Consider the following 11968-nt stretch of genomic DNA (forward strand, 5'->3'; position numbering starts at 1 on the left):
AGTTCTGATTTTTCAATCGATACTGTACCAACCAATGTTGGCTGACCTTTCGCAACGCGCTCTTTGATATCTTCAATGATTGCAGCAAACTTCTCAGCTTCGGTACGGTACACCACATCCGGCATATCGTTACGAATCATTGGTTTGTTGGTTGGGATAACCACCGTTTCCAAGCCATAAATAGATTGGAACTCAAACGCTTCAGTATCCGCAGTACCTGTCATACCAGACAGTTTTTCGTATAAGCGGAAGTAGTTCTGGAAGGTAATCGAAGCCAAAGTTTGGTTTTCGTTTTGAATCTTAACGCCTTCTTTCGCTTCTACTGCTTGGTGAAGACCTTCAGACCAACGACGACCTGGCATTGTACGACCAGTATGTTCATCAACAATTACTACTTCACCTTCGTCAGTAACGATGTAATCAACGTTGCGCTCAAACAACACATGAGCACGCAAAGCGGCATTCACGTGATGTAACATGCTGATGTTAGTCGGAGAGTAAAGTGTGTCACCCTCTTCCATAAGACCATTTTTCACCAACAGTTCTTCAACGTACTCTTGGCCCGTTTCTGTGAGGTATACTTGCTTTGATTTCTCATCAACAGTGTAGTGACCATCACCACGATATTCTTCAGAGTCTTCTTTGTCTTGCTTTTTAAGATGCGGGATCAAAAGGTTGATTCGGGTGTATAGCTCAGAGCTATCTTCAGCAGGACCAGAAATGATTAAAGGGGTACGAGCTTCATCAATTAGGATTGAGTCCACCTCATCGACAACTGCAAAGAAGCGTTCACGTTGTACGCGATCTTCGCTACGGAAAGCCATATTGTCACGAAGGTAGTCAAAACCAAATTCATTGTTGGTTCCGTATAGAATGTCAGCTTGGTACGCTTCTTTTTTCTCTTGAGGAGGCATGTTTGGCACGTTTACGCCAACAGTCATACCTAAAAATTCAAATAGAGGGCGGTTTGTCTCTGCATCACGTTTAGCTAGATAATCGTTCACTGTTACAATATGAACGCCTTTACCAGCTAGGGCATTTAGGTAAGCAGGAAGCGTTGCCGTCAGCGTTTTACCTTCACCCGTACGCATTTCAGCGATTTGACCCGCATTTAGAACCATACCACCGATAAGCTGGACGTCGAAGTGGCGCATACCGTAGACACGCTTAGATGCTTCACGAACCGTAGCAAAAGCTTCTGGAAGTAGTTTATCAAGAGTTTCACCCTTCTCTAGGCGCTCACGGAATTCAACCGTCTTTGCTTTTAGCTCTTCGTCACTTAGAGCCTCGAATGTTGGCTCATAGTTATTAATTTCTTTTACAATTTTTCTAAGGCGGCGCAGTGTTCGGTCGTTGCGACTGCCAATCACTTTTGTCAGTAGCTTAGTTATCATTTTTCGTGAATCTCTCTTTATTCAGACCGTTCCCGATCTACTCATAATGCCTTCAGTCTCTGCCAGTTTGGAACTAAGAATACTGAGATAAATCATTTATCAAAGATATTGAGTTCAAACATCCATATTTCAAGGCTAAGTTTTGAAACAATGTGGCTTAGTGTAAGGATTTTTAATCGATACAACCATAAATAGACGTATTTGTTTGAAGCACTCTGAAGTTTTTACTTAAAGTGGTGACTGATTAGCCGATATTGCATACCGCAATATGTGTAATCCATCCAGAGCAAACTTTGCTTTTTACCTTGCTACATTGTAAAACTGAAGCTAAAGACGTTAATGTAAACTATACCTTGATAGAAAGCTGCTCTAGAATAGCTATATCTCAACAAAATTAGATTTTACCTATGCGTGATCACCGTCCAACCTCGACTGAAGATGTTATTGCTGAGTCACAGTTCAAGCAGATTCAAGAACATGCTGGAGAAATCTTACAGCTTAACCAAGCTTTGCAAGAGGTCTTACCCACGGGGACGGCCGATCATTGCCGAGTAGCGAATGTTCGTAACGGCCATCTATTGATCGATGTCTCTAGTGCCGCGATCAAAATGAAGATCGATTACGATCGCCTCATGATCCTAAATAAACTTCGTACTCAAGGCTTTGCCAAGCTGATGAGCGTTGAAGTGAGGATCAATCCTTCACTATATCGAAACCGCTTTCAACAAGGCGACAGACCTAAGCGTCCACCACTAACCGAATCTGCAGCAAAGTCATTAATGACGATTGCCGACATGGCGCCACCGAAAATTCAAGAGCGTTTAAAACGATTAGCCGATATGGCAGAAAAGGAAGATCGTAAGTGAACGTTATTTCAATATGCTGAAAGCTTGAATGTTATTGATAAATCCAGGATTAAAGCCAAATAGCAAAAAACCAGGCATAAGCCTGGTTTTTTTATTAATTCTAATGCCAAGTATTTACGCAAGCACCATATTTGGTTCTGCGAATGCTACTGGTGAGCCGACTTCTTCTTCGAATGTAGTCCACTCCCACGCTTCCTGATCTGCAAGAACAGCACGTAACAGTTGGTTATTTAAACCGTGGCCAGATTTAAAGGCACGGAATTCACCAATGATTGGGTGGCCACACATGTAAAGGTCACCAATCGCATCCAACACTTTGTGAGTCACAAACTCATTTTCAAAGCGTAGACCTTCTTCATTAAGAATACGGTAATCATCCAAAACGATAGCATTGTCAAAACTACCACCCAAAACTAGGTTTTGAGATTGTAGATATTCGATATCACGCATAAAGCCAAACGTACGTGCTCGAGAAATCTCACGAACAAAGCCTTTTGACGAGAAATCAAACAGCAAACGTTGCTCGTCTGATTCAATCGCTGGGTGATTAAACTCAATTTCGAAGTCCATACGGAAGCCGTTAAATGGTACAAATTCTGCCCATTTATCACCATCTTCAAAACGAACTGGCTTTTTGATACGGATGAAGCGTTTTGGCGCATTTTGCGTTTCGATACCTGCTTGTTGTAGCAAGTATACAAATGGGCTTGCACTACCATCCATGATCGGAATTTCAGGTGCGTCTACTTCGACAATAATGTTATCGATGCCCATACCAGCAAGTGCCGCATTCAAGTGCTCAACAGTTGAAATACGCACACCTTCATCGTTTACCAATGCAGTACAAAGCATGGTGTCACGAACCGAAGCTGGATCAGCTGGAAAATCTACAGGTGGATTTACATCTGTACGACGGTAAATGATACCTGTATTTGCAGCAGCCGGGCGCAGAGTAAGTGTGACTTTACGACCAGAGTGGAGACCCACACCAGTTGTTTTCACTATTTCTTTCAGAGTACGTTGTCTGATCATCTGCTTGCCTCTCAAAAATTTGCTACAAAACACGGCCGTCTGTAACGTCGACCGTGAATGCTACCATAATTTTGAGCCATGTCAAATTTATGGGTTAAAGATTAATCAGCCTGACGACGCAAAAATGCCGGTATGTCTAAATAACCACTTTCCTTTTCTTGCTTTGGAGCCGCAGAACTTTGGCTCGACGAAGCTGGAGAAGAAGGAGCAGTGTTTGTCGGCTGAGGAGTTACCTGTGGCTTCTCTTGCACTTGATTATTCTGCAAAGTCTGTGCCGGTTTTTCTTCAGCTTGCGTTGCCGCTGCTTGTTGCTGTGGTTGAGCTTGCGGCGTCGGTGCCACTTTAGCTTTACCACCCGCAACTAGCGTGATATCTGGCTTTTTCTCATTACCAATACCTGTCGCTACAACTGTTACGCGGATTTCGTCAGTCATATCAGGGTCTAGAGAAGTACCGATAACAACAGTCGCATTGTCAGAAGCGAATGCCTTCACTGTATTACCAACCGTCTCAAACTCGTCAAGACGCATATCCAGACCAGCAGTAATATTGACAAGAACACCACGAGCGCCCGCTAGATCGATGTCTTCCAGAAGTGGGCTAGAAATTGCCATTTCAGCCGCTTCTTCAGCACGGTCTTCACCTTTGGCGATGCCGCTACCCATCATTGCGTGACCCATTTCAGACATTACAGTTCTTACGTCCGCAAAGTCGACGTTGATCATGCCAGGGCGAGTAATTAGCTCAGCAATACCTTGAACGGCATTCTTAAGAACATCGTTAGCGCTTGCAAAAGCTTCTAGTAGTGTTACACCACGACCAAGTACTTTAAGTAGCTTTTCGTTTGGAATCGTGATCAAAGAGTCAACATGCTTAGAGAGCTCATCGATACCTTGCTCAGCAAATGCCAAACGCTTTTTACCTTCAAAACTAAACGGTTTAGTTACTACCGCTACTGTTAGAATGCCAAGCTCTTTAGCCACTTCAGCAATAACAGGCGCTGCACCAGTACCGGTACCGCCACCCATACCAGCTGCGATAAACACCATATCGGCGCCAGTCAGGGAATCTTTAATTCGATCTCTGTCTTCGAGAGCTGCGTCACGGCCAACCTGTGGATTAGCACCTGCACCCAGACCTTTAGTGATATCACCACCGATCTGAATTACATTGCCAACGCTTGTCTTACGAAGTGCTTGCGCATCAGTGTTGACGCTGATGAATTCCACACCTTCGATGGATTCACGCACCATGTGTTCAACGGCGTTACCACCGCCGCCACCAACCCCAACGACCTTGATTACTGCATCGTCAGACATTTCCATCATCGGTTCAAACATGTGTTGTCTCCGTTTATCCTGCAACTCAGGTTAAAACTCTTTTTGTATCCAGTTACGCAATTTATCGAAAAAGCCAGTTACAGATGAGCGTTTAGGTTCATTATAATCGCTATCGTCGCTAGACTGCATGTCTCTTGCGTAATGAAGTAATCCAACTGCCGTAGAATGGTACGGCTCTTTTACATAGTCAGTTAATCCGCTGACTTCGAGCGGTTTGCCGACCCTTACTTGATTGCGGAATACGCGTTCCGCACATTCTACCACTCCGTCCATTTGCGCAGCACCGCCGGTGAGTACAACTCCCGCAGCCAGATGGTGCTTGATACCCTCTTCGCGCAATTTTGCTTGTACAGAGTCGATAGTTTGGTTAACCAGTCCCATAAGCTCAGAGTAGCGTGGCTCAATCACTTCTGACAACGTTTGACGTTGCAGGCTACGTGATGGTCGTCCACCTACGCTTGGTACATTAACCGTGTCATCCTTACTGACCAGTTCACTCAAAGCACAGCCATATTTGACTTTTATTTCTTCAGCATCGCTCACTGGCGTGCCAAAAGCAAAAGCAATATCACTGGTTACAGCATTTCCTGCGTACGAAAATACTTCTGTGTGACGTAACGCACCGCCAGTCCAGATGGCCACATCCATCGTGCCGGCGCCAATATCAACCACACAAACTCCAAGCTCTCTTTCATCCTCGGTGATTACTGCATTACTAGCAGCAAGCCCAGAAAATACGAGTTGTTCTACTTTAAGGCCGCAGCGTTCTACCGCCTTAATAATGTTGCGTGCCATGTCATTATGGCATGAGATAAGGTGGACACTCACTTCCATTCTTACCCCAGATAAACCAAGCGGATTTTTGATTCCTTCTTGGTAATCAATGGTGAACTCTTGCGGGATCACATGAAGAATTCGCTGTTCATCACCGATTTTAATCGATTTTGCGGTATGGATAGCGCGATCCATGTCTTCTTGAGACACCTCTTCATCAGAAATCGTGCCCATACCTTTTTCAATTCGGCTTGCGATATGCTTACCAGACAACGAAATGAAGACTCGGCTGATCTGGCACTCTGCCATTAATTCAGCTTGATCAATTGCACGTTGTACTGATTTTACAACCGACTCCAAATCATTCACGCCACCTTTATCCATGCCGCGTGAGGGGCTACTACCTGCGCCAATAATATTAATTTGACCGTCTGGTAAAACCTCACCCACTAGAGCCGATACGGTTGCAGTGCCTATATCAAGACCAACAATAATGTTGTCATCAGCGGCCTTAGTCATCTGTACTCTCTTCTAACTCTTGTTCAGGAAACCAACCAACTGCGGCTCCTGTATCGTACCTAAGATCGATATAACTGATTCTTTGCGTGTCACTGCCAAGCTTGTTATAGAGCTTAAAAAAGCGCTCTATACGCTCAAGAAGAGACTCTTTACCGAGCTCTAATCGAATACCGTTATCAAGGATGATTTGCCAAGCTCGTCGCTCGTTTAATACCAGAGACGATATCGCTAAACCCAATTGCTGAAACTTAGGACTCAAATCACGGTAAGTCTGTAAGACTTCCGGTCCGCTATCTTTGGGTCCGTACAGCTTCACTTTTTCTTCTTGCAACAGAGCAACATCTCCATCAAAAACGAACCCGTTTTTATCTAACAGTTCGTTGCCATTCCAAATGGCTTCTGGTTGATGCTCCGTCAAAAAAACTTTTACTGTATCCGGCCACTGCTTTCGGATTGCGGCATGCGCTACCCATGGCAGAGCTTCGACACTTTGCTGTAATACATCAATATCCTGGGACATAAATGTACCGATGTGATCGATTCGACTAAATGCAGCCTGCACATCGTCAGCTTGGACATACTCCAGTTTCCCCTGAAGTACTATTTTGGAGAGAGGTAACCTTTGGTCATCCCACATCCAACTGATCGCCGCGTACAAAACAGAACTAATTAAAGTCACAACCACAACGAAAAATAACGCACCCAAGATTTTTTCTTGGCGACCACGGTTGTTACCCGTGTTTGGTCGCTCGTCATTCAGTGCAATATTCAACAACGTCTTCGTTTCCTGACTTTTGTCGTGTACTTTTTACCCATATAATTACGCAGAGGTAAAAGTCTTGACTTTAACCTTGGGATTATACTGAGCTCTTGTAAACTATCAAACACTGATAGCAATAAATCACAATGATATTGACGCAAAATCGAGATCTGAGTCTTTATCTGTCCTTCGCATCAACAATATGTGTCAGCCAAGCATCTTGTTTATATTCAATTTAAGACCTGCCAGCTGTTTCGCCACTTTACCAATATCACCCGCACCTTGCGTTAAGATTAGGTCGCCGTCTTGTATAACGTTAGCTAAAACTGAAGGTAATTGCTCGATTTCTGGAACAAAAATCGGGTCTACCTTGCCTCGGCTGCGAATTGTGCGACATAAAGCGCGCCCATCAGCACCTGCAATCGGCTTTTCACCCGCTGCGTAAACATCCAGCATGATCAATACATCCACCTGTTCAAGCACATTCGCGAAATCATCGTATAAATCACGAGTACGGCTATAACGGTGCGGTTGGAAAATCATCACCAAACGCTTGTCTTGCCAACCACTGCGTGCTGCATTAATGGTTACATCCACTTCTGTTGGATGATGGCCGTAATCATCAACAAGCATTGCATGGCCGTTGCCAGTATCAAACTCGCCAAGGTGATCAAAACGTCTTCCCGTACCTTGCGTACCAGCCATTGCCTTTAGGATCGCATCGTCTTCAATGTCATCTTCAGTAGCAACCGCAATCGCAGCAGACGCATTCAATGCATTGTGACGACCTGGAATATTCAGCGTGATATCTAAGTTAGCTCGCCCTTTACGTACTACCGTAAATTTGCCTTGCTGCCCCTCTTGACGATAATCTTCAATACGTACGTCGGCATCTTCAGAAAAACCGTAAGTTATCACTTGACGACTAATACGTGGGATTAACTCTCGAACCACAGGATCATCAATGCAAACAATTGCTTGGCCGTAAAACGGTAGATTATGAAGGAAATCGATGAAGGTTTGCTTTAAGGTTTCAAAGTCACCACCATAGGTATCCATATGATCGGCTTCGATATTGGTAACAATGCTCACCATTGGTTGCAAGTGCAGGAATGACGCGTCACTTTCATCTGCCTCTGCAATTAGAATACGACTCGAGCCTAGACGCGCATTTGTACCTGCGCTTTTCACCAAACCGCCATTCACAAACGTTGGATCAAGACCGGCTTCAGAATAGATTTGAGTAACAAGAGCGGTCGTCGTGGTTTTACCGTGTGTACCCGCAACGGCAATACCGTGACGGAATCGCATCAATTCAGCCAACATCTCTGCGCGGCGTACAATAGGGATGCGTAATTCACGTGCCGCCATCACTTCTGGGTTTTCTTCGTTGATCGCCGTTGACACAACAACCACACTGGCTTTTTCTACATTACTGGCTTGATGACCAATAAATACCGTCGCACCTTTTGATACCAAACGCTCTGTCACAGCGTTCTCTGATAGATCAGAACCTGTGATTTGGTAGCCTTCGTTCAACAGCACTTCTGCAATGCCGCTCATGCCCGCACCACCAATACCGATGAAGTGGATGGATTTCACGCGGCGCATCTCTGGCACCATTGCGCGAATCTGAGCTAAGTCTTGTGTATGTTGGATTGTCATCAATTCTATTCTCAATAATTCGGTTAACGCTTTTCGGTCAAAGCGACAATGGCTTGTGCGACAACTCGGTCAGCATTCAATTTTGCAGCGCCACGCGCTTGCTCAGCCATTGTAAGTAAAGCTTGGCGATCCAATTGTTGGATCTGCTGAGTCAGAGACTCAACGGTTAAATCTGGTTGTTCAATCATTTTCGCCGCGCCGCAATCCACCAAGTGGTCTGCATTAAGTGCTTGCTGGCGGTCTTTGTGCATGAATGGAACAAAAATAGCGCCTACACCTGCCGCCGAGACTTCAGATACGGTTAACGCTCCAGAGCGACAAACTAAAAGGTCAGCCCATGCGTAAGCTTCTGCAACGTCATCAATGAATTCCATTACTTCTGCATTTACCACACCATTAGCTTGGTATGCTACATTCACTTCTTCGGCGGCACCTTTACCCGCTTGATGACGAATACAGTAATCTTCGCCCAATTTCGACATCACTTCTGGCAGAGTTTGGTTAAGAATACGTGCGCCTTGGCTGCCACCCATCACCAAAATGCGAATTGGACCTTGGCGCTCTTGCATGCGCTCAGTTGGCGCTGCTAATTGAGTCACGTCTTCACGAACTGGGTTCCCAACCACTTCGGCATTTGGAAAAGCGCCTGGGAAAGCCTGAAAAACCTTCTTAGCGATTTTCGATAACCATTGGTTCGTTAAACCTGCTACTGCATTTTGTTCATGCAGAACAACAGGAATACCACTCATCCAAGCGGCAATACCACCCGGGCCGCTAACATAACCGCCCATACCAAGCACTGCGTCTGGCTGCCAGCGTTTCATGTGAGCACGAGCCTGCATGATGGCATTGATAATTTGAAATGGTGCTGCAAGAAGACGTTTAACGCCTTGACCTCGTAACCCTTTCACTTTGATAAAGTCGATTTCAATGCCATGTTTTGGCACCAAATCCGCTTCCATTCGATCCGCCGTACCTAACCAACGGATCTCCCAACCTTGCTCTTGAAGCTGTTTTGCTACCGCCAAACCTGGGAATACGTGACCGCCAGTACCACCAGCCATCACCATCAAACGTTTATTTTGTTTCATTAGCTTGTTGTTCTGATTGTTGTTGCTCGCGTTTCAAGCGGCATTCGTAATCGATACGCAGTAATATGGACACTGCGACGGACATAATTATTAGACTAGAACCACCATAACTGATGAGTGGAAGTGTTAAACCTTTTGTTGGAACAATACCGGCGGCAGCTCCAACATTAACCAAGGTTTGAAACGCAAACCAAATACCAATTCCGAAAGCCAGATAACCTCCGAACATTTCGCCTTCTTCAAATGCACGCTTGCCGATGTAAACCGCTTTTAGCACCAAGCTAAAAATCAGCATTAAGACCAACACTACGCCTACGAAACCAAGCTCTTCAGCAAGTACGGCAAACACAAAGTCGGTATGCGCTTCCGGTAGATATTCCAGTTTTTGAATTGAATTACCGAGACCTTGTCCGAACCATTCACCACGACCAAACGCCATCAAAGACTGAGTCAACTGATAGCCACTACCAAACGGGTCTTCCCACGGGTCAAGGAAGGAGGTTACACGTCGCATACGGTATGGCTCGACGAGAATCAAACCAACGACAGCACCGATACCTGCCACCATCAAGGCGAGAAACTGGGTTAGTTTTGCACCTGCGATAAAAAGCATGCCAAACAGCGTGACCAGCATCACGACGACCGTCCCCAAGTCTGGCTGACCAAGTAGTAATACTGCGAAGAAGGCAAACACCATGATTGGCTTCATAAAGCCACCAAAGAAGGTTTGTCGTACTTCGTCTTGCTTTCGAACTAAGTAACCAGACATGAAGATAAACAGCGATAGCTTCGCGACTTCCGCTGGCTGAAGGTTAAACAGCCCAAGGGGAATCCAACGAGACGCACCATTAACCGACTTACCCGCCAAGAGCACGATGATCAACAGTGCGAAAGAAGCCCAAAGTAAGTAATGGCTCTTCTTAAACCACTCTTGCAAAGGCACTTGCAAAATAACAGCGGAGGTCCCTAACGCCAGCACGAGAAACGTCGCATGACGAAACATAAAGTGGAACGGCTGTTCCGTTAATCGAGAGCTGATTGGAAATGATGCAGAGGTTACCATGACCAAACCAGTCAACATCAAACCCAGTGCAATCCACACTAACTGACGATCAAACATCGCCTCTGGGGCTGGATGCTTGAGCCAATTGCCAATACTGCGTTTAACGTTACCTAAACCCACGAAGTGTGTAACCTTTAATTATGCATATTTCTGAGCAAGAGCAGCGAAAGCATCACCTCTTGCCATAAAGTTGTCGAATTGATCAAAGCTAGCACATGCAGGAGACAGCATCACCATATCACCTGGTTTTAACTGCGAAGATACTTGTTGAATCACATCTTCCATAGTGTCGAAACGTATTGCAGATTCATGCAGTGGCATAAATTCATCGCCATCAGCGCCAAAGCAACACAGTTGCAAGTTAAGCGTCGCGAAGATCGGTTTTAATGGCGAGAAGTCAGCACCTTTGCCAACACCACCAACGAGTAAGTAGAGCTTGCCTGTCGATTCCAAACCAGATAGCGCAGCCATAGTGCTGGCAATATTAGTTGCTTTAGAGTCATTCACCCATTTGACGCCTTGATTATCCGCAACCACCTGGCATCGGTGTGTCAGTCCCGTGTAATTTTTAAGTGCATTCAATGCTTTGTGATAGTTTACGTCCGCAGCTTTTAATAGCGCTAAAGCAACCAGAGCGTTAGATAAGTTGTGCTTACCAACCAACTTAAGCTCATCACTTGCGACAACTCGTTGACCGTGATCGAGCAGCCAAGTACGGTTGCCATCCACCTCGAGACCAAAGTCCTGATTGTCGCTGCCAAATGTCACCAATGGCATCTCTGCGTCTGGGAAGGTTTCTTGATCATCACGGTTCACGACTGCAAGAGCAGCATGGTTAAAAATACGCAACTTAGCTTGTCGATAGTCAGACATGCCTTGATAACGATCCATATGATCTTCAGAAAGATTCAGAAACGCAGCGGCTTTGAGCTTTAAGCTTGACGTCGTTTCTAACTGGAAGCTCGAGAGTTCGAGTACATATAGGTCTGCGTCTTGTTCTAACAAATCCAGAGCAGGCACACCGATGTTACCACCAACGCCAACATCCAAACCTGCAGCGTTAGCCATCACACCTGTGAGGTCGGTTACTGTGCTCTTACCGTTTGAGCCCGTAATCGCAATCACCGGTTTCTGCACCGCCCAAGCGAATAACTCGATATCACCTACTACTGCCGTACCTTTTGCTAATACGGCTTGGATCTCTGGTGTCGCTAGCGCAATACCAGGGTTGGTCACGATAAGATCCGCGTCAGAAAGCCAGTCTGTATTCCAACCACCACTATGCAGTTGAACATCTTCCGGCAAGCGCTCTGCACCCGGAGGGTTTACGCGAGTATCAATGACTTTGACCACAAGCTGTGGCTGATTTTTTCTTAGGTGTTTAACGACAGAGAGCCCGGTAATACCGAGCCCTACGACGACAACACTATGTATGTTTTGCCAACGTTCCATATTTGATCACAC

At 45.5% G+C, this 11968-nt stretch carries 10 protein-coding genes; 1 reads left to right on the forward strand and 9 read right to left on the reverse strand.

Features of this window, described 5'->3' with window-relative positions:
- Positions 1 to 1394 (reverse strand): DEAD/DEAH box helicase (locus tag R7O12_RS20330; RefSeq protein ID WP_411912812.1); only part of this gene is annotated, 1394 nt, incomplete at its 3' end.
- A gap of 407 nt (positions 1395 to 1801) precedes the next feature.
- Between R7O12_RS20330 and R7O12_RS20335 the strand changes: the two genes are divergently transcribed.
- Complete coding sequence (locus R7O12_RS20335; RefSeq protein WP_025768411.1) at positions 1802 to 2260, forward strand: DUF721 domain-containing protein; 459 nt, start codon at positions 1802 to 1804, stop codon at positions 2258 to 2260.
- 114 nt (positions 2261 to 2374) lie between these two features.
- On the opposite strand, the gene lpxC is transcribed toward R7O12_RS20335, so the two are convergent.
- The 8 genes from lpxC to murD form a co-directional block, all read right to left on the reverse strand.
- Entirely contained in the window at positions 2375 to 3292 is a 918-nt protein-coding gene (lpxC, locus tag R7O12_RS20340) for a UDP-3-O-acyl-N-acetylglucosamine deacetylase (RefSeq protein WP_025768410.1), read from the reverse strand.
- Between the two features lie 101 nt (positions 3293 to 3393).
- Positions 3394 to 4632, reverse strand: a complete 1239-nt coding sequence (ftsZ, locus tag R7O12_RS20345; protein WP_017633617.1) for a cell division protein FtsZ — start codon at positions 4630 to 4632, stop codon at positions 3394 to 3396.
- Positions 4633 to 4662: 30 nt separating this feature from the next.
- Positions 4663 to 5925 (reverse strand): cell division protein FtsA, encoded by a 1263-nt coding sequence (gene ftsA / locus R7O12_RS20350; RefSeq protein ID WP_005372946.1) that lies wholly within the window; start codon positions 5923 to 5925, stop codon positions 4663 to 4665.
- The gene (locus tag R7O12_RS20355; protein WP_005387393.1) at positions 5918 to 6700 is read right to left on the reverse strand and encodes a cell division protein FtsQ/DivIB; all 783 of its coding nucleotides are present in this window, start codon (positions 6698 to 6700) and stop codon (positions 5918 to 5920) included. Before R7O12_RS20355 ends, ftsA begins: the two co-directional genes overlap by 8 nt.
- Before the next feature lie 192 nt (positions 6701 to 6892).
- Complete coding sequence (murC, locus tag R7O12_RS20360; protein WP_005387395.1) at positions 6893 to 8350, reverse strand: UDP-N-acetylmuramate--L-alanine ligase; 1458 nt, start codon at positions 8348 to 8350, stop codon at positions 6893 to 6895.
- 23 nt (positions 8351 to 8373) lie between these two features.
- On the reverse strand, positions 8374 to 9441 hold the full coding sequence (gene murG, locus R7O12_RS20365; protein ID WP_318100763.1) for an undecaprenyldiphospho-muramoylpentapeptide beta-N-acetylglucosaminyltransferase: 1068 nt from the start codon (positions 9439 to 9441) through the stop codon (positions 8374 to 8376).
- Positions 9428 to 10624 (reverse strand): cell division protein FtsW, encoded by a 1197-nt coding sequence (gene ftsW / locus R7O12_RS20370; RefSeq protein ID WP_005372933.1) that lies wholly within the window; start codon positions 10622 to 10624, stop codon positions 9428 to 9430. Before ftsW ends, murG begins: the two co-directional genes overlap by 14 nt.
- 18 nt (positions 10625 to 10642) lie before the next feature.
- Complete coding sequence (murD, locus tag R7O12_RS20375) at positions 10643 to 11956, reverse strand: UDP-N-acetylmuramoyl-L-alanine--D-glutamate ligase (protein ID WP_033906092.1); 1314 nt, start codon at positions 11954 to 11956, stop codon at positions 10643 to 10645.
- Positions 11957 to 11968: the final 12 nt, after the last annotated feature.

The sequence above is a fragment of the Vibrio sp. Vb1574 genome (assembly GCF_033338675.1).

Excerpts from the sequence above, each read along its gene's own strand:
- R7O12_RS20335 (WP_025768411.1), top strand. The coding sequence starts at position 1,802 with ATGCGTGATCACCGTCCAACCTCGACTGAAGATGTTATTGCTGAGTCA.
- lpxC (WP_025768410.1), bottom strand. The coding sequence starts at position 3,292 with ATGATCAGACAACGTACTCTGAAAGAAATAGTGAAAACAACTGGTGTG.
- ftsZ (WP_017633617.1), bottom strand. The coding sequence starts at position 4,632 with ATGTTTGAACCGATGATGGAAATGTCTGACGATGCAGTAATCAAGGTC.
- ftsA (WP_005372946.1), bottom strand. The coding sequence starts at position 5,925 with ATGACTAAGGCCGCTGATGACAACATTATTGTTGGTCTTGATATAGGC.
- murC (WP_005387395.1), bottom strand. The coding sequence starts at position 8,350 with ATGACAATCCAACATACACAAGACTTAGCTCAGATTCGCGCAATGGTG.
- murG (WP_318100763.1), bottom strand. The coding sequence starts at position 9,441 with ATGAAACAAAATAAACGTTTGATGGTGATGGCTGGTGGTACTGGCGGT.
- murD (WP_033906092.1), bottom strand. The coding sequence starts at position 11,956 with ATGGAACGTTGGCAAAACATACATAGTGTTGTCGTCGTAGGGCTCGGT.